Origin of the sequence: Gimibacter soli, assembly GCF_028463845.1 — a bacterium.
Lineage (GTDB): Bacteria > Pseudomonadota > Alphaproteobacteria > Sphingomonadales > Kordiimonadaceae > Gimibacter > Gimibacter soli.
The window spans coordinates 476091-502077 of record NZ_CP116805.1 but is presented as its reverse complement, the minus strand read 5'-3'; the positions used below and the strand labels follow the sequence as shown (position 1 = coordinate 502077).

The 25987-nt window shown below is 60.6% G+C and carries 26 protein-coding genes; 13 read left to right on the top strand and 13 right to left on the bottom strand.

The window, feature by feature from the left end:
• Nucleotides 1–24: 24 nt before the first annotated feature.
• A complete protein-coding gene (locus PH603_RS02385; RefSeq protein WP_289504324.1) occupies nt 25–1308 on the bottom strand; it encodes a parallel beta-helix domain-containing protein in 1284 nt (427 codons plus the stop codon).
• Between the two features lie 195 nt (nt 1309–1503).
• On the opposite strand from PH603_RS02385, the gene PH603_RS02380 reads away from it, so the two are divergent.
• On the top strand, nt 1504–2121 hold the full coding sequence (locus PH603_RS02380) for a TetR/AcrR family transcriptional regulator (protein ID WP_289504323.1): 618 nt from the start codon (nt 1504–1506) through the stop codon (nt 2119–2121).
• Between the two features lie 2 nt (nt 2122–2123).
• Here the strand turns inward: PH603_RS02380 and PH603_RS02375 are convergent, their stop codons facing one another.
• The 3 genes from PH603_RS02375 to dnaK form a co-directional block, all read right to left on the bottom strand.
• A complete protein-coding gene (locus PH603_RS02375; protein WP_289504322.1) occupies nt 2124–2393 on the bottom strand; it encodes a hypothetical protein in 270 nt (89 codons plus the stop codon).
• A gap of 17 nt (nt 2394–2410) precedes the next feature.
• Complete coding sequence (gene dnaJ, locus PH603_RS02370; protein ID WP_289504321.1) at nt 2411–3553, bottom strand: molecular chaperone DnaJ; 1143 nt, start codon at nt 3551–3553, stop codon at nt 2411–2413.
• A gap of 124 nt (nt 3554–3677) precedes the next feature.
• A complete protein-coding gene (gene dnaK / locus PH603_RS02365; RefSeq protein ID WP_289504320.1) occupies nt 3678–5597 on the bottom strand; it encodes a molecular chaperone DnaK in 1920 nt (639 codons plus the stop codon).
• 274 nt (nt 5598–5871) lie between these two features.
• Here dnaK and lepB point away from each other — a divergent pair, with 274 nt between their 5' ends.
• Together lepB and PH603_RS02355 are read left to right on the top strand one after the other, a co-directional pair.
• Entirely contained in the window at nt 5872–6594 is a 723-nt protein-coding gene (gene lepB, locus PH603_RS02360) for a signal peptidase I (RefSeq protein WP_289504319.1), read from the top strand.
• A gap of 98 nt (nt 6595–6692) precedes the next feature.
• Nucleotides 6693–7583: a DMT family transporter gene (locus PH603_RS02355; protein WP_289504318.1), complete on the top strand. Its 891-nt coding sequence runs from the start codon at nt 6693–6695 to the stop codon at nt 7581–7583.
• On the opposite strand, the gene dnaQ is transcribed toward PH603_RS02355, so the two are convergent.
• Genes dnaQ through PH603_RS02330 form a run of 5 tightly spaced genes read right to left on the bottom strand, consistent with a single transcriptional unit; the run spans nt 7576 to nt 11171 of the window.
• Nucleotides 7576–8244 (bottom strand): DNA polymerase III subunit epsilon, encoded by a 669-nt coding sequence (dnaQ, locus tag PH603_RS02350; protein ID WP_289504317.1) that lies wholly within the window; start codon nt 8242–8244, stop codon nt 7576–7578. The genes PH603_RS02355 and dnaQ overlap by 8 nt on opposite strands.
• Nucleotides 8241–8831, bottom strand: coding sequence for a dephospho-CoA kinase (coaE, locus tag PH603_RS02345; RefSeq protein WP_289504316.1), 591 nt, complete (start codon nt 8829–8831; stop codon nt 8241–8243). The genes dnaQ and coaE overlap by 4 nt, the downstream gene beginning before the upstream one ends.
• Complete coding sequence (gene aroE / locus PH603_RS02340; protein ID WP_289504315.1) at nt 8828–9703, bottom strand: shikimate dehydrogenase; 876 nt, start codon at nt 9701–9703, stop codon at nt 8828–8830. Before aroE ends, coaE begins: the two co-directional genes overlap by 4 nt.
• Nucleotides 9700–10305 carry a Maf family protein gene (locus PH603_RS02335; protein ID WP_289504314.1) on the bottom strand — a complete coding sequence of 202 codons (606 nt, stop codon included), beginning with the start codon at nt 10303–10305 and terminating at the stop codon, nt 9700–9702. The genes aroE and PH603_RS02335 overlap by 4 nt, the downstream gene beginning before the upstream one ends.
• Entirely contained in the window at nt 10302–11171 is an 870-nt protein-coding gene (locus PH603_RS02330) for a pyruvate, water dikinase regulatory protein (RefSeq protein ID WP_353507439.1), read from the bottom strand. Before PH603_RS02330 ends, PH603_RS02335 begins: the two co-directional genes overlap by 4 nt.
• A 439-nt stretch (nt 11172–11610) precedes the next feature.
• Here PH603_RS02330 and hemE point away from each other — a divergent pair, with 439 nt between their 5' ends.
• The 6 genes from hemE to PH603_RS02300 all read left to right on the top strand — a co-directional run bounded on the left by hemE (nt 11611) and on the right by PH603_RS02300 (nt 17480).
• Nucleotides 11611–12639: a uroporphyrinogen decarboxylase gene (hemE, locus tag PH603_RS02325; protein WP_289504312.1), complete on the top strand. Its 1029-nt coding sequence runs from the start codon at nt 11611–11613 to the stop codon at nt 12637–12639.
• 11 nt (nt 12640–12650) lie between these two features.
• The gene (locus tag PH603_RS02320; protein WP_289504311.1) at nt 12651–13100 is read left to right on the top strand and encodes a CopD family protein; all 450 of its coding nucleotides are present in this window, start codon (nt 12651–12653) and stop codon (nt 13098–13100) included.
• Between the two features lie 244 nt (nt 13101–13344).
• Nucleotides 13345–14601: a transcription termination factor Rho gene (rho, locus tag PH603_RS02315; RefSeq protein WP_289504310.1), complete on the top strand. Its 1257-nt coding sequence runs from the start codon at nt 13345–13347 to the stop codon at nt 14599–14601.
• A 71-nt stretch (nt 14602–14672) separates the two neighbouring features.
• A complete protein-coding gene (locus PH603_RS02310) occupies nt 14673–15218 on the top strand; it encodes a cysteine hydrolase family protein (protein ID WP_289504309.1) in 546 nt (181 codons plus the stop codon).
• An 83-nt stretch (nt 15219–15301) separates the two neighbouring features.
• Nucleotides 15302–16621, top strand: coding sequence for an amidohydrolase (locus tag PH603_RS02305; RefSeq protein WP_289504308.1), 1320 nt, complete (start codon nt 15302–15304; stop codon nt 16619–16621).
• A 154-nt stretch (nt 16622–16775) separates the two neighbouring features.
• Complete coding sequence (locus PH603_RS02300) at nt 16776–17480, top strand: PEP-CTERM sorting domain-containing protein (RefSeq protein WP_289504307.1); 705 nt, start codon at nt 16776–16778, stop codon at nt 17478–17480.
• A gap of 54 nt (nt 17481–17534) precedes the next feature.
• Here PH603_RS02300 and PH603_RS02295 read toward each other — a convergent pair whose 3' ends face one another.
• The 4 genes from PH603_RS02295 to PH603_RS02280 are packed head-to-tail and all read right to left on the bottom strand — an operon-like array spanning nt 17535 to nt 20372.
• Entirely contained in the window at nt 17535–18515 is a 981-nt protein-coding gene (locus tag PH603_RS02295) for a quinone oxidoreductase family protein (RefSeq protein ID WP_289504306.1), read from the bottom strand.
• A complete protein-coding gene (locus tag PH603_RS02290; protein WP_289504305.1) occupies nt 18512–19111 on the bottom strand; it encodes a hypothetical protein in 600 nt (199 codons plus the stop codon). Before PH603_RS02290 ends, PH603_RS02295 begins: the two co-directional genes overlap by 4 nt.
• Nucleotides 19112–19136: 25 nt before the next feature.
• Nucleotides 19137–19841 (bottom strand): dienelactone hydrolase family protein, encoded by a 705-nt coding sequence (locus PH603_RS02285; RefSeq protein WP_353507438.1) that lies wholly within the window; start codon nt 19839–19841, stop codon nt 19137–19139.
• A 39-nt stretch (nt 19842–19880) separates the two neighbouring features.
• Nucleotides 19881–20372, bottom strand: coding sequence for a methylated-DNA--[protein]-cysteine S-methyltransferase (locus PH603_RS02280; RefSeq protein ID WP_289504303.1), 492 nt, complete (start codon nt 20370–20372; stop codon nt 19881–19883).
• Between the two features lie 83 nt (nt 20373–20455).
• On the opposite strand from PH603_RS02280, the gene PH603_RS02275 reads away from it, so the two are divergent.
• The 4 genes from PH603_RS02275 to mnmG all read left to right on the top strand — a co-directional run bounded on the left by PH603_RS02275 (nt 20456) and on the right by mnmG (nt 25984).
• Nucleotides 20456–20716 carry a DUF6489 family protein gene (locus PH603_RS02275; RefSeq protein ID WP_289504302.1) on the top strand — a complete coding sequence of 87 codons (261 nt, stop codon included), beginning with the start codon at nt 20456–20458 and terminating at the stop codon, nt 20714–20716.
• 24 nt (nt 20717–20740) lie between these two features.
• A complete protein-coding gene (mnmE, locus tag PH603_RS02270; protein ID WP_289504301.1) occupies nt 20741–22099 on the top strand; it encodes a tRNA uridine-5-carboxymethylaminomethyl(34) synthesis GTPase MnmE in 1359 nt (452 codons plus the stop codon).
• Nucleotides 22100–22108: 9 nt separating this feature from the next.
• On the top strand, nt 22109–23962 hold the full coding sequence (locus PH603_RS02265) for an ATP-binding protein (protein WP_289504300.1): 1854 nt from the start codon (nt 22109–22111) through the stop codon (nt 23960–23962).
• A gap of 144 nt (nt 23963–24106) precedes the next feature.
• The gene (gene mnmG, locus PH603_RS02260; protein ID WP_289504299.1) at nt 24107–25984 is read left to right on the top strand and encodes a tRNA uridine-5-carboxymethylaminomethyl(34) synthesis enzyme MnmG; all 1878 of its coding nucleotides are present in this window, start codon (nt 24107–24109) and stop codon (nt 25982–25984) included.
• Nucleotides 25985–25987: the final 3 nt, after the last annotated feature.

Here is a 25987-nt window from a genome sequence, read left to right as displayed (position 1 = left end):
CGGACAGGGCAGACCCCGCCTTCATCACTTGTCCTGCGGCAGCTTGACCGCGTCACGCGGCGGCAGGGTCCCTTGATATTCCTCAAGCTCGAAGGTCGGCGACACATCCCACGGCAGGATCATGTCACGCACCACATTGAGGTTCGCGACCTTCACGGTAGCCGCTTCCTTCACATAGACGCCCTTGCCTTCGTCAGCGCCGAAGAAAGCGGCCCAGATGCCATCCACAGCACCATCCCAGACGATATCGGGGATCGGCGTGCCGGTGAGCGGTGCCACCAGATCCTTGACCGCCTTGTCCGGGTCCCAGCCCGCGCGGCCATAGGTGTTATCGTGGATATAGATGTTGCGCGGCAGCGGGTCGAATTCCGGGTCGTTGTAATCGCGCTGATAAGCGTTCACCGACACGTTGATCGAGGCATTGTCGTAAAACTCGTTGTCATAAACCTCGACATCGTGGTTCGCCATCACGATGAGGCCAGTACCGCGCGGCACGCTGCCCACTACGTTGCCCGGAGGGGCGAAGTTGGCGGTGTCGTTGGCAAACGACTTGTTATTGTAAATGCGGATCGAATGGCCGCCCTTCTGGGGCAGGTTCGGCATGTCGAAGATCAGGATGCCGCCGGTGTTGCGCGTGGCAACATTGTCGTAAACATCGGCGAAATAGCAGTTTTCGATCTCGATACCCGCCACATTGAACTCGGCGCGGCTGTTGCGCACGATGATCTGCTGGCTTTGGCCCACGTAAATGCCGGCGTCTGACGCACCGCGCACGACCGCGCCGTCGATCAGCACATTCTTCGATTCCACCGGATACAGGCCGTAAGCGCCGTTTTCGGCGTTGGGCCCGCGGGTCCATTCAACGCGGACATCCTTGAAGGTGATCTGGTCAACACCCTTGGCCTTGATACCGTCGCCGGGAGTGTCCTCGATCGCCAGATTTTCGATCCAGGCGCCACCCGCGGTGACGAGCAGGCCTTCGGAGCCGGTCGTCTGGCCCTTGAACGACAGGATCGTCTGATCCATGCCCGCACCACGCAGCGTGATGTTCGGCACGTCAAGCGACAAGGCGCCCGTCAGGTTATAAATGCCGGCACCAAGCTCGATCACGCTGCCCGGTTCGGCAAGGATCAGGGCTTCCTGAATGTCTTCCTGGGCGTTTTCGCCGGGAACGACGCGGATCACATTGTCCGCCATCGCCGCTTCTTCTGTTGCTGCCGGCGCCGTTTCGGTTTCCGCCTGCGCCCAGGCGAGCGCGCTGGTGCCAAGGCACAGGGCTACCGCCGCCGATTTGAAAATGATGTTCATGGGTCCCCTCGTCGCACAAATAAACACGCCCCCCGGCATGATCCCGCCGGAGCCCGATGTCCGATGCGTCAAGGCTGCCTATTCTGGACCGGTCCGTCAAGAAAAAGATGAAACGATTTCATTTTTTGCCGATTTGGCTAGACTGGCGGCATGTCGCACCCCATACAGTGGGCAGCGCAACAAGAAGGAAAACAGGTGACAACGCGCACCGCTATCCGCAAGGAACCCCGGCAGGCTCGCGCCAAAGCCCGGGTCAATGCCCTGATCGAAGCAACAGAACGGCTGCTGGTGGCATCCCCGGAGGCAGAAACCGCTGCCCTTTCCACCACCGCCATCGCGCGCGAGGCGGGTGTGCCGGTGGGCTCGGTTTACCAGTATTTCGAAAGCCTTGATTCGATCCTCGAGGTGCTGCGCGAGCGCGCCCATGACGAGGTGATGCAGGTGGTGGCGAACGAACTGCAGCGCATCGGCGAGCATTCGGACTGGAGCGTCACCAACCGTCATCTGATCAAAAGCTTCTGGGCTGCGGCCCGCGCCCACCCGACCTTCCGCCGGTTGACACGCTATGAAAACAGCACCCAGCCGCTGTGGAACACGATCCCGAAGCCCGGCAGCTGGCTGGACCGGCTGATCCGCGAAGCACTGGCCAAAACCGACCGCACTCCGCCGGCCGACCGGCTGGAAGCGCAGGTCCGCACCTTGACGGCCGCAATTTCTGTGCTGACCGATCAGGCCATCGAGGAGCAGGACGAAGCCCGCGCCGAAGTGCTGGTCGATGAAATGATCAGGCTGGTGGCGGGCTATCTCGCCTGAGATCAGCCCTTGCGCCGGGACGCCTTCCCGCCGCCCCCTGCCATCGACAGGAAGCCGATGATGAAACCGGCATCATACCAGCCGCCGCTGTTGGGCACGCTGTAAACGGCGATATCGTCGGAAAACAGGCTGCCGATGAAGGCAAAGGGCGCGATGAAGCCATGAAGAAGCCCCCAGAAGAATCCGGGGGCTGTTTCGCTGGTTGAAACGGAAGGATCGGCCACGGCACACGCCGACAGCATCATAAGAAGCAGGACCGGCGCAAGTTTCATGGCAATTCTCCCGTTTTCTATTCGGTCAGATCATCCCAGAGATCTTTGACCTTAGCGAAAAAGCCTTGCGAGCGGGGCGAGACATCGTCCCCCGAAATATCGGCAAACTCTTCCAGAATTTCGCGCTGGCGCTTCGACAGGTTGACCGGGGTTTCGACCACCGTTTCGATGATCATGTCGCCGGTATAGCCGCCGTTCAGCTCCGGCATGCCCTTGCCGCGCAGGCGGAACTGCTTGCCCGACTGGGTGCCCTCGGGGATCTTGATCCGTGCGCGGCTGCCATCCACCACGGGCACCTCGATGGTGCCGCCCAATGCCGCGGTCGTCAGCGGGATCGGGACCTGGCAATAGAGCATGTCGCGGTCACGCCGGAACAACGGGTGCGGCTTCACGCTGAGGAAGATGTAAAGGTCGCCGGGCGGTGCCCCGCGCGTGCCGGCCTCGCCCTTGCCGGAAAGGCGGATGCGGGTGCCGTCTTCCACGCCCTGCGGAATCTTCACCTCGAGCGTGCTTTCCTTCGCCACCTTGCCGGCGCCGTGACAGGCCTTGCACGGCTTGGTGATCACACGGCCCGCGCCCTGGCATTTGGGGCAGGTGCGTTCCACCATGAAAAAGCCCTGCGTGGTGCGGATCTTGCCGGCGCCGTTACAGGTGTCGCACACCTCGGGCGCTGTGCCCGGGGCTGCCCCCGACCCTTCGCACGGGCCGCAGGCTTCGCTGCTGGGTACCGTGATCGTCGTCGTTTTGCCGTGGTAGGCATCCTCAAGGCTGATTTCCATGTTGAAGCGCATGTCGGCGCCGCGGCCATTGCCGCCGCCGCCACGCCGCGAGCCACGCCCGCCGCCGCCCATGAAATCGCCGAAGAATTCTTCGAAAATGTCGTTCACATTGAAGCCGGCGCCGCCATGGCCGCCCGGGCCACCGCCCATGCCGCCCTCGAACGCTGCGTGACCGTACCGGTCATAAGCCGCGCGCTTCTCGGGGTCCTTCAGGACATCGTAGGCTTCGTTGATTTCCTTGAACTTCTGTTCGGCCGACGCATCGCCCGGATTGCGGTCAGGGTGATATTGCATCGCCGCCTTGCGGAAGGCTTTCTTCAGCGCGTCCGCATCGGCATCACGGCCGACCCCCAGAAGGTCATAATAGTCTTGCTTCGCCACGTCGGTCTTCTCCGTCTTGGCCGAAGGGTCGTATTGTCAAAAGCAATGGGGCGCTGCCAGGTCTTGCCTATTGCAATGGTCCGGCAAGCGCCCCTTGTCTTTCACCCTTCAATTCAGGGTGCTGTTACTTTTTGTTGTTCTCGTCGACTTCTTCAAAGTCCACATCGACAACATCGTCGCCGCCTTCGGCTTCGTCTGCACCGGCGGCTTTCGCACCACCAGCCGCAGCGCCGCCTTCAGCGTCCGCCTTGTAGATCTGCTCGCCAAGCTTCATGGCAACCTGAGCCAGGGCTTCGGTTTTCTGGCGGATCGCATCGGCGTCTTCGCTATCGAGCACACCGCGCAGGGCCGCAATCGCATCTTCAACCGGCTTCTTGTCGGCGTCGGCGATCTTGTCCTTGTTCTCGGAAAGCGTCTTCTCGGTGGAGTGGGTAAGGGCTTCCGCCTGGTTCTTCACTTCCACAAGCTCGCGGCGCTTCTTGTCGGCTTCTGCATTGGCTTCAGCGTCTTTCACCATTTTGTCGATGTCAGCGTCCGAAAGGCCGCCCGACGCCTGGATCTTGATCTGCTGTTCCTTGCCGGTGCCCTTGTCCTTCGCCGACACATTCACGATGCCGTTGGCGTCGATATCGAAGGTTACCTCGATCTGCGGCACACCGCGCGGCGCGGCCGGAATACCCAGAAGGTCGAACTGGCCGAGGAGCTTGTTGTCCGCTGCCATTTCGCGCTCGCCCTGGAAGACCCGGATCGTTACCGCATTCTGGTTGTCTTCAGCGGTCGAGAAGATCTGGCTCTTCTTGGTCGGGATCGTGGTGTTGCGCTCGATAAGGCGGGTAAACACGCCGCCAAGCGTTTCGATACCAAGCGACAGCGGGGTCACGTCGAGAAGGAGAACGTCTTTCACGTCGCCTTGCAGGACGCCCGCCTGAATGGCAGCACCCATGGCCACCACTTCATCCGGGTTCACACCCTTGTGGGGTTCGCGGCCGAAGAATTCCTTCACAACTTCCTGGATCTTGGGCATGCGGGTCATGCCGCCCACGAGAACCACGTCCTGGATATCGCCAGCCTTGAGACCCGCGTCCTTGAGGGCTTTCTTGCAGGGCTCCAGCGTACGCTTGATCAGGTCTTCAACAAGGCTTTCGAGCTTGGCACGCGTCAGCTTCAGCTGAAGGTGCTTCGGACCCGAGGCATCTGCAGTGATGAAGGGCAGGTTGATTTCGGTCTGCTGTGCGGTCGACAGTTCGATCTTGGCTTTCTCGGCCGCTTCCTTGAGGCGCTGCAGCGCCATGCGGTCGGTGCGCAGATCGATGCCGTTCTCTTTCTTGAACTCGTCAGCGAGATAATCAACGAGGCGCATGTCGAAGTCTTCACCGCCGAGGAACGTATCGCCGTTCGTCGACTTCACTTCAAACACGCCGTCACCGATCTCGAGGACCGATACGTCGAAAGTACCGCCGCCAAGGTCGAAGACTGCGATCGTGTGGCCGTCGTCTTTTTCAAGGCCGTAGGCGAGGGCGGCTGCCGTCGGCTCGTTGATGATACGCAGCACTTCAAGGCCCGCGATCTTGCCGGCGTCTTTGGTGGCCTGGCGCTGGGCGTCGTTGAAGTAAGCGGGAACGGTGATCACCGCCTGCGTCACATCTTCACCAAGATAGCTTTCAGCCGTTTCCTTCATCTTCTGAAGGATCATGGCCGAGATCTGGCTCGGGCTGTATTTTTCGCTGTTGACCTCGACCCAGGCATCGCCGTTCGGCGACTTGACGATATTGTAGGGCACCATGCCCTTGTCTTTCTGGGTGGTCGGGTCGTCGTAGGTGCGGCCAATGAGGCGCTTGATCGCGAACAGGGTGTTCACGGGGTTCGTCACCGCCTGGCGCTTTGCAGCCTGACCGACGAGACGCTCGTCTTCGTTTGTGAAAGCGACCATCGAAGGCGTGGTGCGTGCGCCTTCCGAGTTTTCAATAACCTTCGGCTTGGCGCCGTCCATGATGGCGACGCAGCTGTTGGTGGTGCCGAGGTCGATACCGATTACTTTTGCCATTTTGTCCTCTTCCCTTTCAGCCGGCCGGACGCGGCCCTATCAGGCGCCGATTGTCCGGTCTCTCCGGGCTTTGCAGATACTGGAAAGCGGCCTGCGCTTTCCGTTCAGGGCCTATATAGGCGCGGCTTTCCGGCGCCGCAAGGCAGGTGAAAGAGAAATTTTAGAACCATTCCGTGCTTGAAACGCCGGATAAGGGCGGCTTATCTATCTGGCAGAACACATCCGGGTGGCGCTTCTGCCCCGCCCCACCGATTGACAAGAAGCGGATATTTGCATGGCGCACGAGGCAAAAGCCTTCATCAAGGACATCCTTGGAATCATCTTCTTCTATGTGATTTTCACAACGGTAGGCTGGGCCAGCTTCCATATTCCATCTGGCTCGATGGAGCCGACGCTTGAGGTTGGTGACCGGATTTTCGTGGCGAAATTCGCCTATGGCTACAATCAGTATTCGCTGCCCTTTGACCCGCCGGTCGGCGAGGAGCGCCTGTTTGAAAGCGCGCCGGACCGCGGCGATGTGGTTGTCTTCACGCTGCCTTACCGCGACACCGATTATATCAAGCGGGTCATCGGCCTGCCGGGTGACCGCATCCAGATGAAGGAAGGCCGCCTCTATATCAACGGTGTGCAGGTGCCGCGCAGCCCCGTGGGTGAAGTGGATTACACCAGCTACAACGGCTTCGAGACCCGCGTGAAAGAATATGACGAAACACTGCCGGGCGGCACTGTTCACCGCATTTACGAACGCACCGACCGCGGCCGGCTTGATAACACCCCACTTTATGTGGTGCCCGCCGACCATTATTTCATGATGGGCGACAACCGCGATGCCTCCGCCGACAGCCGCGAGATGGACGAGATGGGTTTCGTGCACAAGAAATACATTGTGGGCCGCGCCGACATCACGACATTCAGCCTCTATGACTGCGATCAGGGCAAGGATGTCTTCTGCCCGGTTGGTATCCCGCTCGGTCGCTTCTTCAACAGCATCAACTGAGGAAAGCTGAGCTAACGGCATCCCCGGCCATATCTGGTTGGACGGCGCGGCAGGCCAGCGTTACGACTGATCACCGGATCAGTTTTTGAGGTCTCGCCATGCGCTATGCGCCGGTCATTGCCTTCTGGGCGCTCGGAATCCTCTGGGGCAGCAATTTCTTCTATATGAAGCTCGCCTCTGCCGTGCTTTCGCCGCTGCAGATCGTGATCTTCCGCGTCTTTTTCGGCTTTCTGGCGGTCGCTGTGTATGCCGGCGCCAAGGGCTATCTGAAGCGCGCCCACCTGAAATACACGCTGCATTTCACCATGATGGCGATCCTTGCCACCGTCTTCTATTTCGGCTGGTTTGCGGCAGGTGTGGCGCTGTTGCCATCGGGCATTGCCGGCGCCCTATCAGGGGCAAGCCCCCTGTTCGCCTTCCTGATCGCCGCCATCTTCCTGCCGGACGAGAAGATCACCCTGCGCAAGGCCCTCGGTATCCTGGCGGGCTTCGCGGGTGTGATCCTGATCGCCGACCCCTTCGCGGCTGACATCGGCGAGGGGAACATCATCGGGGCGCTTTACATCATGATCGGCAGCGTCAGCCTTGGTGCCTCGTTTGTCTATGCGCGCAAATATGTGGCGGGCATCCAGATCCCTTCGGCGGCGCTCACGACCTACCAGCTGGCGGCAAGCCTTGTGATCCTTGCACTGATCACCGATTTTTCGGGGATGGGGGCAATTTTTGACGACAAGCCGGTGGCGGCCCTCCTTATCGTCGGGCTCGGGCTCATGGGCACCGGCGTTGCCTATATCACCTATTATTATCTGGTATCCTCGTCAGGCGCGGTGACCGCAGCTTCGGCGACCTATGTGCCGCCGGTAGTCGCCCTTTTCATCGGCACGGTGATCGCGGGCGAGGATATCGGTTTGGCGGATTTTCTGGCGACCGGCCTGATTTTTACCGGCGTCCTGCTGCTGCGCGAGAAGCCAAAGCCCAAGGTCACTTGAGCCAGATCGCGTCCTTGAGCTTGCCGACAAACGCACTGTGAGCGGCAAGTTCTTCGTCGCTCGGTGCAAAAGAACGTGCCTCACGGAAAACGCGTTCGCGCTTCACCATCGTGGTGGTGCGGGTGACGGAAAGATCAAGCCCGGCCTGACGCCCCCCCAGAAGCTCGATATAGACATCCGCGAGGATTTCAGCGTCAAGAAGCGCGCCGTGCAGGGTGCGGTGGCCGTTTTCGATCCCGAACCGTTTGCAAAGCGCATCAAGGCTGTTGCCCGCACCCGGAAACTTCACCCGCGCGATCGCCAGTGTATCCTTGAAACGCTTGGGCGAGATGATCTTACGCGACGCGTTCTCGATCTCCCAGTTGATGAATTTCATGTCGAACTCGGCATTGTGGGCCACAAGGATGCTGTCATCCCCCACATAGGCCAGAAAATCATCGACCACGTCTTCGAAGAAGGGCTTGTCGGCCAGCATCGCGGTGGTGATGCCGTGCACGCGCACCGCGGATTCCGGCACTTCGCGGCGCGGGTTCAGATAGATGTGATAATTGTTGCCGGTGAGGCTTTTGTTGATCATCTCCACGCATCCGATCTCGATCACCCGGTCCCCGGTGAGGGGATCGAAGCCGGTGGTTTCGGTATCGAAGATGATCTCTCTCATTCGGCGGTCAACCTTTCGACAATCTTGCGCACTTCCGCCTCGGCATGCGCCATCCCGAGGCTGGTGTCGATCAGAAAATCGGCGAGGCGGCGTTTTTCGGCGTCCGGCATCTGGTGGGCCAGCACCTTCTCGAACCGCTCCGGTGTCATGCCCGGTCGGGCGAGCACGCGCTGGCGCTGCACATCGGCGGGTGCCGTCACCACAACGACCTTGTCGCAGGCCTTGTCGCCCCCCGTTTCAAAAAGAAGCGGCACATCAAGGACAACCAGCTTCTGGCCTTTCAATGTTGCTTCCTCGATGAAATCGCGGCGGTCTTCCATGATCAGCGGAAACATGATGCCCTGCAGGCGCTGCAAGGCCGACTCGTTGCCGAAAACGGCGGCACCAAGCGCCTGACGGTCCAGCGCACCGTCCTCGACCGTGCCCGGAAAGGCCGCCGCAATCGCCGGGATCGCCTTGCCGTCCTTGGCCTGCAGCCGGTGCACCACGGCATCGGAATCATGGACGGGCACGCCAAGCGCACGGAACATATCCGCCGTCACCGACTTGCCCATACCGATCGATCCGGTGAGGCCAAGGATGATCATCTGAAGCGCGCCTCCAGCTCGGCGATCTGGCCCTCCGGCACCTCCGGCAACTGGCCAAACCAGATGCGGAAGGCGGCGCGGGCCTGTTCAACCAGCATGCCAAGCCCGGTGACCGTGCGCAGGCCACGGGCCTCGGCACGGGTCAGAAGGTCCGTCATCAGCGGCTGATAGACGATATCGTAGACGACGCTATCAGCGGCAGCGGCCGCAAGATCAAGCTCAAGCGGCGGTTGGCCCTTCATGCCAAGCGAGGTGGTGTTGGCGACAAGCCCGGCGCCGCCAACGGCGGCGTGCCGGTCCGCCCAGTCAACAACCGTGACCCGGCCCCGGCCGATCTCGCTGGCAATGGCTTCGGCCTTGTCGCGGCTGCGGTTCGTGATCATCACAAAGGGCAACGGCTCACCAAGAAGCCCGACGATAGCGGCGCGGGCCGCCCCGCCTGCGCCGATCACAAGCGCAGGCCGGTCCACCGGCCAATCGGGCACGCTGGCCTTCAGGTGCGCCATGAAGCCGGTACCATCGGTGTTATACCCCGTTGCCTTGCCGGCCTCATCGAAGGCCACCACATTCACCGCGCCCATCTGGCGTGCCACAGGTGCGAGCGCATCAAGGTGGGGGATGATTGCCGTCTTATGCGGCACGGTGACATTGAAGCCCTTGAGGCCCAGGTCGCGAAACGCCGGTACGGCGCCAGCCAGCACTTCCGGCGGCACGTCAACGGCGCGGTAGCGGCCTTCGATACCGGCGCCCGCGAGCCACGGATTATGCAGGTTCGGGGACAGCGAATGGCCGACCGGGTGACCGATCACTGCGGCAATCGTGCCGGTAACCGCCCCTGACGTGAGATCGGCGAAAGATACATGATCGCTCATAAGGGAACCTGTCCATAACGGCGGAGAAGATCGAGAAGCGGCAACAGCGGCAACCCGAGAATGGTGAAATAATCGCCTTCTACCCGCGTGAAAAGCTGGGCGCCGAGCCCTTCAAGCTGATAGGCGCCCGCACTTTCAAAGGCCACATCGCCCATCCGGTCGAGATAGTCTTCAATGAAAGCGTCGCTGAGTGGCCGCATGTCGAGCCGGGCCTTATCGACATGGCGCCAGATCGGCTGGCCGTCCAAGGCCACAACCGCCGCCGAGAGCAGCTCGTGCCGGTTGCCTGAAAGAGCTTTCAGCTTCGCGGTGGCATCGGCCCGGTCCCTGGCTTTGGAAATGATCCGGTCACCGAGCACCAGCACCTGGTCACCGCCAATCACAAGCGCACCGGGATGGCGCGCCGACACGGCAACCGCCTTCAGTTCGGCAAGCGCATCGGCGATTTCGCGCGGCGACGCACCTTCCGCGATCAGGGAATCCTTCAGGGCTTCCTCGTCAACCGGGGGACGGACGGCCTCGACTGCCGCACCGGCAGCCGCAAACATGGCCCGGCGTGTCTTGCTGCCGGATGCCAGGATGACCCCTGTCACGTCGCTCATGCGCTGCCCTCGCGGCGGGCCTCCAGCCAGGCGTGATATTTGTGGATGATGGCAGCCGCCGATTCCTCGATCGAGCGGCGGGTGACATCAAGGACCGGCCAGCCCCGTTCGCTGCAATAGCGGCGGCAGGCGGCGATTTCGGTCTTGATATGCTCCTCGTCCGTATAGCAGCCATCGTCATCCTTATGGAGCGACCGCAAGCGGTTGGTACGGATCGCCACCAGCCGGTCCGGGCTCGTGGTGAGGCCGATCACGAACGTATCTTTCAGATGGTCCAGTTCCTCGGGCATCGGCACAACGGGCACGAAGGGCACATTCGCCGTCTTGTAGCCCTTGTTGGCGAGATAGATGCTCGTAGGCGTTTTCGACGACCGCGACACGCCGACAAGCACGATATCGGCCTCGAACAATTCCTCAGTCATCTGGCCGTCATCATGCGCCATCGTATAGTGAAGGGCATCGATACGGCGGAAATAGTTGGCGTCCATCATATGCTGCTTGCCGACGCTGTGCGACGCCTGCACCCCGAAATAGGTGCCAAGAAGATTGATGACAGGATCAAGGATCGACAGCACCGGTAGATTTGCGGCCTGACAACCTTCCTCCAGCGCCTGTCGTATTTTCGGGTTCACGAGGGTATACATGACAAGGCCCGGGTCCTCGCGGATATCTTCCATCAGCCGTTCCATTTGCATGGCAGAACGGATAAGCGGCCAGCTATGCTTCTGGACCCTGACACCTTCGAACTGGACAAGGGCTGCCCCGACGGTCGCGTCAAGCGTTTCACCGGTCGAATCCGACACCAGATGCACGTGGAAAATCCGTTCGCCGGGGTTTTCCCCTTCCTGGAACGGCGCGGTCGGCATGTCGGTCAGATCGTTCATGTATAACTCGCTGGGATAAGCTGTGGATAACCTGTTGGCCGGACTGTGAAGAAACAGACTAGGGCGGATTCCCACATTTTGCGACAGCTTTATATGCAAGCTTGTGCTGTCTATCCACTGCCCGGAAAACCCGGGATGACAGGTGGTTGAAACCGGCTGGAAATCAGGTTTTCCACGCAATCCCATCCTAATCGGGCGGCGGATTCCAGCCTAAACGCCGGTTTATCCGCAGATCTTTCCACAGATTTTCCACGGCCAGCACTGCTTGTGGAAAACTGTGCATAAAGATGTGGAAAAATGCTTATCCACAGGATTCACAGGGTTCCACTACAACAACAATATTTTTGATTCATATAAGAAGATTGAATAGGGTACGCCCGGTTTTCGAGTTTCGACACGCATTGAAAGGCGTCCCTTCATCATGACCAGGCTCCTGCTTGAAACGCTCAAGAACAATCCGGGCGACCGTGTACCTTTCTGGTTCATGCGTCAGGCAGGGCGGTATCTCCCTGAATATCTGGAGACGCGGGCCAAATCGAAATCCTTCATGGATTTCTGCTATAGCCCGGACCTTGCAACCGAAGTGACCCTGCAGCCGATCCGCCGCTATGGCATGGACGGTGCGATCCTGTTTGCGGACATTCTTGTCGTGCCCGACGGATTGGGTCAGCAGGTTTGGTTCGAGACAGGCCATGGACCTCGCCTCACGCCGGTCAATGACGAGGCCACCTTCTCCAAAATCGGCATGACGGGCTTTCATGAAAAGGTCGGTGCCGTATACGAAACAGTCAGGCGGCTCCGGAAGGACCTGCCCGATGAGGTAACGCTTCTGGGGTTTGCCGGGGCGCCGTGGACAGTCGCGACCTATATGGTCGAAGGGGCAGGCAGCAAGGACCATGGGGCCGCGCGGCTTCTGGGTTATTCGAAGCCCGGCCTGTTCGGCCGTCTTCTCGATATGCTGGTCGAAGCCACCAGTGAATATCTGATCGCGCAGATCGATGCCGGCGCCGATGCCGTGCAGATTTTCGACAGCTGGTCGGCGGCACTGCCGGAGCCCGCGTTCGACAATTGGGTGATCGAGCCGACCCGCGCCATCGTGTCGCGTATCCGGGCCAAGCACAAGGAAGTGCCGATCATCGGTTTCCCGCGCCTTGCCGGCAGCCTTTACAAGAAATATGTCCGCGAAACCGGCGTGAATGCCGTGTCGCTGGACACCGGCGTATCGCTGAAAATCGGGCGGGATATCCAGAATATGGTGCCGGTGCAGGGCAATCTTGACCCTTGGCATGTGGTTGCGGGCGGCGGCGGCATGGTCGCTGAAACGCTCCGCATCCTGGAAGGGCTTGCAGGCGGCGCGCATGTCTTCAACCTCGGTCATGGTTTCGTGCCGCAAACCAACCCCGAGCATGTGGCCGAGCTCGCCAAGACCATCAAGACATTCCGGCGCTAAGGGGTATTGTCATGGGCATCGAAGGCTTTCTGGGTGATTTTTACCTCTGGGTGAAGGCGCTGCATGTGATCAGCGTCATCTTCTGGATGGCCGGGCTTTTCCTGATGCCGCGCTATCTGGCCCATCATATGGATTACCCCGCCGGCGGCAGCGAGGATGCGCGCTGGATCGAGCGCGAAGCCAAGCTCGCCAAAATCATCCTCGGGCCTGCCATGCATGCGGCCTGGACCTTCGGTATCCTTCTTGTCCTCAATATCGGGTTCGACGCCGGCATCTGGCTTTATGTGAAGCTTGCGGCCGTTGTTGCCCTCACCATTTTCCAGGTTTTTGTGGCGCGCTGGCGCAAGCAGGCGGCGGCCGGCATTCGCCATCATGACGGTCGTTTCTTCCGCATGGTCAACGAAATCCCGGCCATTGGCATCATCATCGCGGTGATCATGGTGATCGTTCGCCCCTTCTGACATCGGCGCCGGTTTCCAAATCGCTTGACAGCAAGGTCGGTCATGCTAGCTTTATCCCACACCGGAACTGTCTTCATCCGGTGCCACCTCTGACTATCCGCCCCGTTCCCGGCCAATCCATCTCAGTCCACCGTAATCCGACCGAGCGGCCACACGACGGAATGTTCTGAATTTTCGAGCCATCGAGCCCCAGGACAAACGCCCGGATCCAGACCTGCCAATCCCAGCGATATCGGACGATCCCATGCATCTTCAGGATCTTAAGAAGAAATCACCCGCAGACCTTCTCTCGCTTGCCGAAGAGGTCGGTGTTGAAAACGCATCGTCGATGCGCAAGCAGGACATGATGTTCGCCATCCTCAAGCAACTGGCTGAGGACGAGGTTGAAATCATGGGCGGCGGCGTGATCGAGATCCTGTCGGATGGCTTCGGCTTCCTCCGGAGCCCCGAGGCAAACTATCTGCCCGGTCCCGATGATATCTATGTGAGCCCCTCCCAGGTGCGGCGCTTCGGCCTCAGGACCGGTGACACGGTCGAAGGCCAGATTCGCGCGCCGAAAGACGGCGAACGCTATTTTGCCCTGCTCAAAGTATCGGCCATCAATTTCGAGGAGCCTGAAAAGGCCCGTCACAAGGTTCACTTCGATAACCTGACGCCGCTTTACCCGGACGAGCGCCTGAAGCTTGACCCCAACGATCCGACCGTGAAGGACAAAAGCCCGCGCGTCATCGATCTGGTGGCACCCATCGGTAAAGGCCAGCGCGCGCTCATCGTGGCGCCGCCGCGCACCGGTAAAACCGTTCTCCTGCAGAATATCGCCCAGTCGATCACCCGTAACCATCCGGAATGCTTCCTGATCGTCCTTCTGATCGACGAACGCCCTGAGGAAGTGACGGACATGCAGCGCAGCGTGAAGGGTGAGGTCGTCTCCTCGACCTTCGATGAACCCGCTTCCCGCCACGTCCAGGTTGCCGAAATGGTGATTGAAAAGGCCAAACGCCTTGTCGAACACGGCAAGGATGTTGTGATCCTTCTTGATTCCATCACCCGCCTTGCACGCGCCTACAACACCGTTGTTCCGTCATCCGGCAAGGTGCTGACGGGCGGTGTGGACGCGAACGCCCTGCAGCGCCCCAAGCGCTTCTTTGGTGCCGCACGTAATATCGAGGAAGGCGGTTCGCTGTCGATCATCGCAACCGCACTGATTGATACCGGCAGCCGGATGGACGAAGTGATCTTCGAGGAATTCAAAGGCACGGGTAACAGCGAAATCGTGCTCGACCGCAAGGTCGCCGACAAGCGCGTCTTCCCGGCGATCGATATCCTCAAATCCGGTACCCGGAAAGAAGAGCTGCTCGTCGATCAGGGCGTGCTTGCCAAAATGTGGGTCCTGCGCCGTATCCTCACCCCCATGGGCACTGTGGACGCGATGGAATTCCTCCTTGCTAAGCTCAAGGACGCCAAGAACAACGACGAATTCTTCCAGCAGATGAACAACTAGGTTCATCTCCGAAAATGATAGTCAGCTAAGGGGTCCGATGATCGGGCCCCTTATCGTTTTGAAGGGGTGTGATGATGAAGGCGCTGATCCTCATCGATGTGCAGAAGGCGATCGACCATCCGAAGTGGGGTCGGCGTGGCAACCCGCACGCTGAGGCCAACATGGCACAATTGCTGGCTGCTTGGCGCGCAAAAGGCTGGCCGGTTGTGCATATCCGGCACGACAGCATTGATCCCATGTCGCCTTACCGGCCCGACCAGCCGCTCCATGCCTTCAAGGATGAGGTGAAGCCGCTCGGCGGTGAAACCGTGTTCGGAAAAAACACGAACAATGCCTTTGTGGATACCGGACTAGAGGCCCTGCTGAAAGCGAATGGCGTATCAGCACTGGTGATTGCTGGCGTACTTACGCAACATTCGGTGGACACCAGCGCCCGTATGGCAGCGAGCCTTGGATTCAAGGCAACCGTAGTTTCTGATGCAACGGCCGCGACTGACGTCACGGACATGAATGGCAGGGTCTGGACAGCTGAAGATGTGCAGGCACTGACCCTTGCCCATCTGGCCGCTGACTATGCCCTTGTCATCAAAACAGACGCCCTTCTCGCGTCTTTCTAAAGTTATAGACCCTTTGGGTTGGCAGTGCCGAATTCTGTGCTAGGCTCGCGCAGTAACAGATTTGATGAATTGGGGGACACTTCATGAAACGCACTATCGCCCTTGCCCTTGGCCTTGTGATGACCGCGCCGGCAATCCATGCCGACGACGCGCTGACCAAAGCCGTTAAGGCCGACTATGACAAGCATCTCGATGCCTTGTTCAAGGACTTCCACGCGAATCCCGAGCTTTCCTTTGTGGAGCATAAAACCGCGACGAAACTTGCGGCAGAGCTGAAGGCTGCGGGCTTCGAAGTCACAACCGGGATCGGTGGCACCGGCGTGGTGGCCATCATGAAAAACGGCGCCGGCCCGATGGTGATGATGCGCGCCGATATGGACGGCCTGCCGGTTGAGGAAAAGTCGGGCCTCGCCTATGCCTCCAAAGCCACGCAGGAAGACCGCAACGGCAACCTGATGCCGGTGATGCATGCCTGCGGGCATGATGTGCATGTCACCTCGCTGATTGGCACCGCGCGCCGCATGGCAGCCATGAAGGACAAATGGTCGGGCACCCTGATGCTTATCGGCCAGCCGGCGGAGGAGGTTGTTGGCGGTGCCCGCGCGATGATGGAAGCGGGCATCTACAAGACCTACGGCAAGCCGGATATGGCACTCGCCTTCCACGTCGCAGCAGGCCATGAGGCTGGCTATATCGACATTTCCGACGCATCGCCCTATTCGGGTTCCGACACGGTTGAAATCACTGTCCACGGCGTTGGCGCGCATGGCGCCGCACCGCACCGCGGCAAGGACCCGGTGGTGATCGCGTCCGAAATCGTGATGGCGCTGCAGACGCTTGTGTCCCGCACCCTCGGGCCCTACGAGCCGGGCGTGGTGACAGTTGGCCTGTTCCAGGCTGGCACCAAGGCCAATATCATCTCGGATCATGCCGAGCTTGGCCTCAGCGTGCGGTCGGACAATCCCGAGACCCGCAAGAAGCTCTTTGACGGCATCGTGAATATCGCCGAGGGCATTGGCCGCGCCAATGGCATGCCCGAGGACCTGCTACCGGAAGTGCGGCTTGCGGTGGAATCGACCCCGCCGACCATGAACAACCCCGAGCTCGCCCAGCGCCTGCGCAAGCTCTGGACCGCTGAATTCGGCGCCGAGATGGTCGGTAACAAGCCGAAGGATAATATGGGGGCGGAAGACTTCCCCTTCTTCACCACCGATCCGGCGATCCCGAGCGTCTATTTCCAGGTAGGCGGCACACCAAAGGCCGATTTCGAGCGCGCAGCAGCCGGTGGGGAACCGGTGCCGAGCCACCATTCGCCGCTCTTCAAAGTAACGCCTGAACCGGCGGTGCGTCGCGGCGTGGAAGCGACCGTTACGGCCCTTCTGGACCTGATGCCGAAGAAATAACCGGTTTCAAATCAGCTAAAACATCTCAAAGGGGCAGGATTTCTGCCCCTTTTTCAATTCGCCTAAAATTGTCTCCAATCCTTAGCAATGATTTTATCGGCATTTGAGAGACTTGTCTCGAATCAGGACACCAATGTCCTCAGGGAGAGACAAGATGTTGAAGGCGTTTTCGTATGCAGTTGTTGGGGCCCTTGCCCTTGCCAGTGTTCCGGCAAGCGCTGCGGTTACGTTCGATTTCTCAAGTGGCTCGGGCAGTGCCTACAGCTACGATTATTCGTCGAGCGATGTGAACCTCAAGGTTACCGCCGGCCAGTACAAGAATGGCTCGATCACCCCGTGGGAATGGGTTCAGCAGAACCATCACAGTGGCTACTGGGACTATGCTCAGGTGACCCGCTCGGGTGACGGCCTTGGCGTGTCGCTTGGCAAGAACGACAATGGCTGGATTGATGGCAACGGCACCGATGATGTGCTGGTCTTCAATTTCAGCGAAGCCGTGCGGATCGTGAGCGTCGTGTTCGGCAACGCCGACAATTCCGATGATTTCCGCCTGTTCGGTGAAGACAATGCCCTGATGGGCGAGTTCGGCCTCAGCGGTTCGCACCACAACCGGTCGACCTTCACCTTCGATGGTGGCTGGGTAACAGATCAGCTGGCGTTCGGCGCGATCAGCCAGAACGACACCTTCCGTATCCTTTCGATGAATGTGGAATTTATCGATCCGGTTGCCAGCATTCCCGGTGGCGGTCTTGTGGCCGGCATCCCCGAACCCTCGACCTGGCTCATGGTGATCCTCGGTTTCGGCGCCAGCATCGGCTTTGCCCGCCGCCGCGGTGCCAACCGCAACACGATGGCCTGAACGTCAGTCAGGAAATGAATGAGAAGCGGCCCCGATTGCGGGGCCGTTTTCGTTTCAGGGGATAAGGATTGTCTGGCCGGTCGTGGCCCGGCTTTCGAGCGCGCGGTGGGCTTCTGGCGCATCCTCAAGCGCGAAACGCTGGCGGACGCTTGCCGTGATATGCCCGGCCTTGATCGCATCGAAGATGGCGTTTGTGGAAAGCTCCAGATCCTCGCGGGTTGCCACATAATCCATCATCGTCGGACGGGTAAGGAAAAGGCTCCCCTTCTGGGCGAGGATCGCAGGCGAGAAGGGGGCAACCGGCCCCGTCGCATTGCCAAAGCTGACCATCATGCCGCGCCGTGAAAGGCAATCGAGCGACCCCATGAAGGTATCCTTGCCGACACCATCGTAAACCACAGGCACACCCTTGCCATCGGTGATCTCGCGCACGCGGGCGACGAAGTCTTCGGTGTTGTAGTTGATCGTATGCGTGCAGCCGTGGGCGCGGGCGATTTCGGCCTTTTCTTCCGACCCCACCGTACCGATGATATTGGCGCCGAGCGCCTTGAGCCACTGGCAGGCAATGAGACCGACGCCGCCAGCTGCTGCGTGGAACAACACGGTTTGTCCGGCTTCGACTCGGAAGGTGCGACGGATGAGGCATTCAACCGTGGCGGCCTTCAGCATCAGCGCGGCAGCGGCTTCGAAATCGACCCCGTCCGGCAGTTTCACGAGGCGGGCGACTGGGAACAGGCGGTGGCTTGCATAGGCGCCCATCGGGCCGGAGGGGTAGGCCACCCGGTCACCTTCGCGGAATTCTGTAACACCAGCGCCAACAGCTTCGATGACGCCTGCGGCTTCAAGCCCCGGCACGGCGGGCAGGGGCACCGGGTAAAGCCCCGAGCGGTGATAGGTATCGATGAAATCGAGCCCGATAGCTTCCTGCCGGATCAACACTTCGCCCGCACCGGGGGCAGCAATATCCAATGTGGCGCTTGCCAGCACTTCGGGGCCGCCGGTTTTTTCGAAGCGGATTACACGGGCTGTCGTCATGCGGCTTGTCTCCTTTTGCGCTGTCCCTGCCAGACATAGGCCCTGAGACCAATGGCGGCAATGACAAGGGCGGCCAGCACCATATGGGTCAGGCGATTGTGATCGGGGATGAAAATGCCCTGAAGGGATGAATTCAGGAAGGCGAGCGCAATGACCCACTGGCCGGTGCGGTGCAGATACTGCCAGCTGCGACCGGGCATGACTTTGGCCGTGCGGTCAAAACTCGTCGCGAACATCAGGAGGATCAGAAGATAGACAAAGCCGCCGGGCACAAATCGCGCCGGCGGGAAATCGGCAGGCACCAGGGCTGCGATCTGCACAATGAAATAGGCGTGCACGATATGGGCGCTTGCAAACGCGATCCCGAACTGGCGGCGCAGGGAGACGAGTTTCTTGCTTCCCTCGCTACGTTTCACGGCATTAAGCGGCCGGGCGATGAAGGTGAGGAACCAGAAGGCGAACGAAACCCGCGCCGTGGCATCCAGCGCCCAGCCGGTGGCAACGGCACCGTCGCCGAACATCTGCAGCATCAGGAAGGCGGAGGCAGCCGAAAGGCCGGCACCAAGGACGATGAAAACAAGCGGATTGCGGGTCATTGGCCCCTCCGGGCAGCAGGGAAGGTCAGGCCTTCAGATGTTTCGCAAAGAATTCCTTCGTGCGGCCATTGGCGAGCGTGGCGGCGTCGGCGTCATAATGGATGCCGTTCGGCCGGGCAAAGGCATGGTCCTTGCCGTCATAGATATGCACTTCGACAAGCGGATTATCCTTGAGGCCCGATTTGATGGTGGCCTGCGCCTCCTTGGAGACAAATTTATCCTCGCCCGCGATATGCAACACGAGCGGGGTTTCCATCATCGTGGCCTCGATCAGGAACTTGTCGATATTCACGCCGTAATAGCTGACGGTGGCGTCGATCCCGGTGCGGCAGGCGGTGAGATAGGCGAGAAGCCCGCCAAGGCAATAACCGGTAGCGCCAACCTTGCCGGACGCGCCTTCAAGCCGACGGGCAGCGGCGATGGTGGTGGCGATATCCTCGATACCCTTGTCGATATCCATGCCCTGCATCAGGGCGAAGGCGCGCTGCCATTCGGCATCGGATTTGTCGGTGAGCTCGACGCCTGCTTCCTGCCGCCAGAACAGATCGGGCGAAAGAGCGATATAGCCATCAGCTGCAAGCTCATCGCAAATCTGGCGCATGCCGGCATTGACGCCGAAGATTTCCTGGATGGCGATCACGACCGGACCCTTGCCGCCAGCCGGGCGGGCCATATAGCTTTTGAAGCTGCCAGAGCCGTCGCCAGCGTCGATATTGATCCAGTCGCCCATCATTTATCCCCCAAAGATGCGGTTGCAATCGCGGCAAGGTTAATCAAGGAATCCCAAGGCTTCAAGCATCAGTCCTTGCTCGACGCTCATGGCGCCTTCAAGCACCAGCAGCGCTTTCTTGGTCATCAGGCCGCCATCGCCGGAATAGCCCCCCATATTGCCGCCAGCTGCCAGCACACGGTGACAGGGAATAAGGATCGGGAGCGGGTTGCGGCCGCACGCTGTGCCCACGGCCCGGGCCGAGGATGTAAGCTTGGTGGCGAGCTCGCCGTAGGACATGGTTTCCCCATACGGAATATCTGAAAGGGCGCGCCACAGCCGTTTCTGGAAAGGGGTGCCTTCGGGCGCAAAGGGCAGGTTGAACTGTGTCAGCTCGCCGTCGAAATAGGCGTCCAGCTGGCGCTTGGCTTCCCGCAGCAGCGGGGTCACCTCGTCCTCACCGCCCCATCCCCAATCGAGCGCCACAAGGGCGCCGTCCCATTCGTGGATGGTCAGGTCGGAAATAGGCGTATGCATCGAGAGTTGCGGCAAGGATCGGCTCCGGCTAGAAGAGAAGTCTGACGCGACGCTATCAAGCCCGCCTGCCTGGCGGCAAGCCGGAAGGTCGACGCCCCATGAAGATTACCATCGATATCGATTGCACGCCTGAAGAAGCCCGCACCTTTTTTGGCCTGCCGGATGTACGGCCACTGAATGATGCGGTGATGGACGAGATGAAACGCCGGATCGAAAAAGGCTTCGATGCCGAGGATATCGACAAGGCCATCAAATTGTGGATGGGCGGTGCAAATACCGGGCTTGGCGAGTTCCAGAAAAGCATGTGGAACATGATGTCGGGTATGGCGGGCACGCAAGATACGTCAAAAGATAAATAAAATCATATAGTTACTGGTGATTCCTTGGCCACCGATACAATCTTTGCGCTTTCTTCCGGCGCCGGTGTCGCCGGCGTTGCCGTTGTGCGCCTGTCGGGCCCCCGTGCTGGTGCTGCCCTTGAGGCACTGACCTCCGGCAAGGCGCGCCCCGAGCCGCGCAAAGCCGCACTCCGGCGATTGACCGACCCCGCAACCGCTGCCCGGCTCGATGAAGCGCTTGTCCTTTATTTCGAAGGCCCGGCGAGCTTTACGGGCGAGGATGTGGTGGAACTGCATCTCCATGGCGGTCGCGCGGTCGTGGGCGGCGTCATCGAAGCACTGGGCGCCATGAAGGGTCTGCGCCCGGCCGAACCCGGCGAGTTTTCGCGCCGTGCGTTCGAGCATGGCAAGCTTGACCTCACCGAAGCCGAGGGCCTGAATGACCTGATCCACGCGCAAACCGCAGCCCAGCGGGAAGTCGCGCTCCGCCAGATGGACGGCGCCCTGCGCACACTTTACGAGGGCTGGCGCACGGCGCTTGTATCTCACCTCGCGCATCTCGAAGCCGACATTGATTTCCCCGACGAGGATTTGCCCGAAGGGGTAGCGGGCGCGGTGCGGCCTGAAATCGCCCGCCTGCGCCAGTCGATCGAAGCGCACCTTGCGGATGGCCGCCGGGGCAGGGCGCTAAGGGACGGCTACCGGATCGTGATCCTCGGTGAGCCGAACGCGGGCAAATCGACCCTCATGAATGCACTCGCGAAATCCGACGTAGCCATCGTTTCGGATGAAGCCGGCACAACACGCGACGTGCTGGAAGTGCAGCTTGATCTGGGTGGCTACCCGGTGCGGCTGATCGATACAGCGGGCCTACGCGACGAAGGGGCAGGTGCGATTGAAGCCGAGGGCATCCGCCGGGCGCGGGCGCGGGCGGAGGAAGCTGACTTGCGCCTCGTGCTGGTGCGCGCCGACGACTGGCCGCAAATCCCGAAAGGGGTCACCGAGTGGCTTGGGGAAGGCGCCTTCCTTGTGGTCACGCAGGCCGACCGAACAGCGATGTTTCACGTGGAACAAAAGGATGTGCCTGCGGACCTTGTCGGTTTTGCCGCCGTTTCGGCAAAAACCGAGCATGGGCTCGATGACCTGTTCGCGCGGCTGGGCGACCATGTGATGGATGCGATGGCACCGCGTGAGGCACCAAGCCTGACGCGCCTCCGCCACGCCCAGGCGCTTTCCGAGACTGTGGAGCATCTGGTGCGGTTCGAGACGAACGCGGGTTTCGATGCGGTGCTCGCCGCCGAGGATGTCCGCATGGCTGCGCGCGCGCTCGGCCGGATCACCGGCCGTGTCGGCGTCGAGGACCTCCTGGACGTTATTTTCTCCGATTTCTGCATCGGCAAGTGATGTAGCGGCATGAATATCGACACCAGAGTTGAAAAGGCTAAAACCAGTGGCCGCGCACAGCCGGTATGGCCGCTCGATCATGAACGGATCAGGCTCGAACTGACAGCCATTCCGGCCTTTGAGGCCGAAACGCTTGATGGCCGGATTGTGCGTTGTTTTGGCGAAGGTTTTCACCTGACTTTATCCAAGGAGGGTGAACAGCATTCGCAGGCCAGAGGCTGGGTCGAGCGATGCCTTTTTGTTCGGCGGGAGATCCTTCTTGCAGCTCGCATTCCATCCTTTGATCGAGGGCATATCCTTTCGCTCGATGTGAAAACAACCGAGCAGGATGTGCCGGCATACCGTGTTGCGACAGCGGTTCCGGCATTTGCCGAATACGGGCGCAACCTCAATGTGTGGCTCTTGGGACAAGCGATGGAATGCCTGAAGCGGCTTTCCTCGCCGCAGGATGATCGTGACATTTCGGCCGTGCAGGACTGGCTGCAGCATGAGGTGATAGACGGTGGCCTTCTCTCTCTTGCCGGGGGCAGGGCAACAACGGTGCCGGTGCTGAGGGAAGCGTGGCGGAAGGGCATCCCTTTTCGTTATTTGGCAGGAGGCACCTTCCAGCTCGGCTTCGGGGCACAGTCTGTGTGGATAGATGCGCCTTCGCTTGGGGGCGATTCCGCCCTCGGGGCCCGGCTCGCACGGGACAAGGCACAAACCGCCGATCTGATGCGCCGCGCCGGGCTGCCGGCCATAAAGGGAAATGTTGTTCGTTCGGTTGACGCGGCGCTGCAAGCCGCGGCGTCCGCCGGCTGGCCGGTTGTGGTGAAGCCGGTTGATTGCGAACGGGGTGAAGGCGTGGCGATCAATCTGGCGTCATCTGATGCCGTGCGTGTTGCGGCGGAGGATGCGCTCGCGCTTTCGCCGTCCGGACGCATTCTGGTGGAGCCGATGCTCAAGGGGGTCTGCCACCGGCTGGTGATGGTGGACGGCCACTTGCTTTATGCCGTCAAGCGCGGCCCGAAGGCTGTTGTGGGCGACGGCACCAGCACCATCGCCGAACTGGTGGTGCGCGCCAATGCCACGAACGAACAGCTGCCGCCGTGGAAGCGGGATACGCGTTGGCCCCACGATGCTCTGGCATCGCAGGCACTTGAACGGGCAGGGATGAGTTTTGACTATGTGCCGCAGCAGGGTACGCGTGCGCCGCTCCGGCAGATCGAAAGCACGGCGGATGGTGGCCTTGATGAGGATGTGACGCCCATCATCCATCCCGAAAACCTCGATTTCGCACGGCGGGTACAATCGTTGTTCCGCCTTTCGGTGATCGGAATCGATATCATGACTGACGACATATCCATTCCATGGCACATATCTGGCGCTGTGGTGAACGAAGTGAATTTCGCGCCGGTGGTTGGCCTCGCCCCGATTTCCCGCCACTATCTGCAGCACTTCTTCGCCCGATTGGCGTGTCAGCCCGGCGCCATGCCGGTCGAGGTCGTTTTCGGCGCGGGTGGGGCAAGGTCTGCAGCGCTTGTGCGGACGAGGCAACAAACACTGGTCGATGCAGGTCACGCGAACTGCATGATGGTCAGTGCAAGCCAGACGCTTCTGCGGAAAGGCACGGACGACGAGCCTGAGCCTGTTCCGATGAAGGTCACCGGTCTTGCCGCACGTATCGAAGCAGCCTTGCTCGACCGGTCTGTTGAGGCCCTCGTTATTCTTGTTGAAAGCGCGGCTGATTTTGATGTGCCCTGGCCGCTTGCGCACATTTCCGCTTGGCACGACAGCGGAGAAGCCTGGGGCGATGGAGTTGCTGTCAGTCGGAAGCAGAAAAGTGCCATGGCCCGTTTGCAGCAGGCACTGTGTTTCACGTGAAACACGCTCCGGTAAGCGGCCCGCTTAACTTTGACTTAAACGCCTTTCTCTAGTATAGACCCCGCCATGTTTCAGAGCAGGTTGGGCAGGTGGTTCCGCGAAGGCGCGGGGCGGCCTGTCTTTTGCCATGTGTGAGGTTTGTGGATGAGCGCGACCGTGTTTGATGTGATCGTGATTGGTGGTGGCCACGCCGGGGCGGAGGCTGCGGCAGCGTCGGCCCGTGTTGGCGCGAAGACCCTGCTTGTCACCCACAAGCCGGAAACGGTTGGCGAGATGTCGTGCAACCCGGCCATCGGCGGGCTCGGCAAGGGTCATCTGGTCCGCGAGATCGATGCGCTTGATGGCGTCATGGGCAAGGTGGCGGACGCCGCCGGCATCCAGTTCCGCCTCCTTAATCGTCGCAAGGGTCCGGCGGTGCAGGGTCCGCGGGCGCAATCCGATCGCAAGCTTTACCGCGAAGCCATGCAGGCGATCCTCGGCGACTATGCGAATCTGTCGATCCTTGGCGGCGCAGTCGAGGACCTGATCATCGACCGCTCAGGCGAGAAGCCGCGCATTGGCGGTGTAGTGCTGGGTGACGGCACCGAGATCCGGGCCGGTGCCGTGATCCTGACGACAGGCACTTTCCTGCGCGGCCTGATCCATATCGGTGAAAAGAAGATTCCGGCGGGCCGTGTGGGCGAGGCGCCGGCACTGGGCCTTTCCGATACGCTCATGAGCCTCGGGTTCGAGCTCGGCCGCCTGAAGACCGGCACGCCCGCGCGCCTCGATGGCCGCACCATCGATTGGTCTGTCTGCGAGGAACAGCCGGGCGATAATCCGCCGGTGCCTTTCTCGTTCCTGACCCGCGAGATCACCACACCGCAGATCAGCTGCTTCATCACCCGGACGACCGAGCGGACGCATCAGGTGATCAAGGATAACCTGCACCGCGCGCCGATGTATTCGGGCCAGATCGAAGGTCGGGGCCCGCGCTACTGCCCGTCGATCGAGGACAAGGTCGTGCGTTTCTCGGATAAGGAAAGCCACCAGATTTTCCTGGAGCCCGAAGGCCTTGATGACCCGACCGTTTATCCGAACGGCATTTCGACAAGCCTGCCGGAAGAGGTGCAGGATGCACTCATCCGGTCGATCCCCGGCCTTGAGAAGGTGACGATCATCCGGCCGGGCTATGCGATAGAATATGATTTCATCGACCCGCGCGAACTGAAAGCGACGCTTGAGACCCGCCGCGTGACCGGCCTTTATCTGGCCGGCCAGATCAATGGCACCACGGGCTACGAGGAAGCAGCAGCGCAGGGCCTGATGGCTGGCGCCAATGCGGCGCTTGCGGCTGGTGGCAGCGAGACGCCTTTCATCCTTGATCGTGCGGACGCCTATATCGGTGTGATGCTCGATGACCTGATTACACAGGGCACGCGGGAGCCTTACCGCATGTTCACGAGCCGGGCGGAATATCGCCTGACGCTTAGGGCCGATAATGCGGACCAGCGCCTGACCGATATCGGAGACCGCATTGGCTTTATCGGCAGCGAGCGCCGCGAGGCGTTCGCGGCGAAGAAGGCGGCGCTGGCGGCCGGTCGCGCCACCCTGCAGGGCCTGTCGCTGACGCCGAACGAAGCCGGCAAACATGGCCTCAGCCTCAATCAGGATGGCCAGCGCCGGTCGGCTGAAACGCTTCTTGGTTTCTCGACCATTGAATATGCCCAGCTGAAAGCCATCTGGCCCGCGGAACTTGGCGCCATCGATCCGGCGATTGCCGAGCAGCTCGGCATCGATGCCATGTATGCCGGCTATCTGGACCGGCAGCAGGCGGACGTCGATGCCTTCCGCAGGGATGAGGCGCTGACGATCCCCGAGGACCTGGATTTCGATGCCATTCCGGGGCTTTCAAACGAGATGCGCGAGAAGTTCCGCACCGCCCGCCCGGCAACGCTCGGTGCCGCAGCCCGGATCGCCGGTGTGACGCCGGCGGCGCTCACGCTCATCCTTGGGCATATCAAGCGCAAGCGGGCAGCCTGACAT

Coding starts and splice junctions, on each gene's coding strand:
- PH603_RS02385 (WP_289504324.1), bottom strand. CDS start 1,308: ATGAACATCATTTTCAAATCGGCGGCGGTAGCCCTGTGCCTTGGCACC.
- aroE (WP_289504315.1), bottom strand. CDS start 9,703: ATGAGCGATCATGTATCTTTCGCCGATCTCACGTCAGGGGCGGTTACC.
- PH603_RS02335 (WP_289504314.1), bottom strand. CDS start 10,305: ATGAGCGACGTGACAGGGGTCATCCTGGCATCCGGCAGCAAGACACGC.
- PH603_RS02330 (WP_353507439.1), bottom strand. CDS start 11,171: ATGCCGACCGCGCCGTTCCAGGAAGGGGAAAACCCCGGCGAACGGATT.
- PH603_RS02355 (WP_289504318.1), top strand. CDS start 6,693: ATGCGCTATGCGCCGGTCATTGCCTTCTGGGCGCTCGGAATCCTCTGG.
- PH603_RS02285 (WP_353507438.1), bottom strand. CDS start 19,841: ATGGGCGACTGGATCAATATCGACGCTGGCGACGGCTCTGGCAGCTTC.
- hemE (WP_289504312.1), top strand. CDS start 11,611: ATGACCAGGCTCCTGCTTGAAACGCTCAAGAACAATCCGGGCGACCGT.
- dnaK (WP_289504320.1), bottom strand. CDS start 5,597: ATGGCAAAAGTAATCGGTATCGACCTCGGCACCACCAACAGCTGCGTC.
- mnmG (WP_289504299.1), top strand. CDS start 24,107: ATGAGCGCGACCGTGTTTGATGTGATCGTGATTGGTGGTGGCCACGCC.
- PH603_RS02265 (WP_289504300.1), top strand. CDS start 22,109: ATGAATATCGACACCAGAGTTGAAAAGGCTAAAACCAGTGGCCGCGCA.
- coaE (WP_289504316.1), bottom strand. CDS start 8,831: ATGATCATCCTTGGCCTCACCGGATCGATCGGTATGGGCAAGTCGGTG.
- dnaQ (WP_289504317.1), bottom strand. CDS start 8,244: ATGAGAGAGATCATCTTCGATACCGAAACCACCGGCTTCGATCCCCTC.
- PH603_RS02375 (WP_289504322.1), bottom strand. CDS start 2,393: ATGAAACTTGCGCCGGTCCTGCTTCTTATGATGCTGTCGGCGTGTGCC.
- rho (WP_289504310.1), top strand. CDS start 13,345: ATGCATCTTCAGGATCTTAAGAAGAAATCACCCGCAGACCTTCTCTCG.
- PH603_RS02295 (WP_289504306.1), bottom strand. CDS start 18,515: ATGACGACAGCCCGTGTAATCCGCTTCGAAAAAACCGGCGGCCCCGAA.
- PH603_RS02305 (WP_289504308.1), top strand. CDS start 15,302: ATGAAACGCACTATCGCCCTTGCCCTTGGCCTTGTGATGACCGCGCCG.
- PH603_RS02320 (WP_289504311.1), top strand. CDS start 12,651: ATGGGCATCGAAGGCTTTCTGGGTGATTTTTACCTCTGGGTGAAGGCG.
- PH603_RS02275 (WP_289504302.1), top strand. CDS start 20,456: ATGAAGATTACCATCGATATCGATTGCACGCCTGAAGAAGCCCGCACC.
- PH603_RS02300 (WP_289504307.1), top strand. CDS start 16,776: ATGTTGAAGGCGTTTTCGTATGCAGTTGTTGGGGCCCTTGCCCTTGCC.
- PH603_RS02290 (WP_289504305.1), bottom strand. CDS start 19,111: ATGACCCGCAATCCGCTTGTTTTCATCGTCCTTGGTGCCGGCCTTTCG.
- lepB (WP_289504319.1), top strand. CDS start 5,872: ATGGCGCACGAGGCAAAAGCCTTCATCAAGGACATCCTTGGAATCATC.
- PH603_RS02310 (WP_289504309.1), top strand. CDS start 14,673: ATGATGAAGGCGCTGATCCTCATCGATGTGCAGAAGGCGATCGACCAT.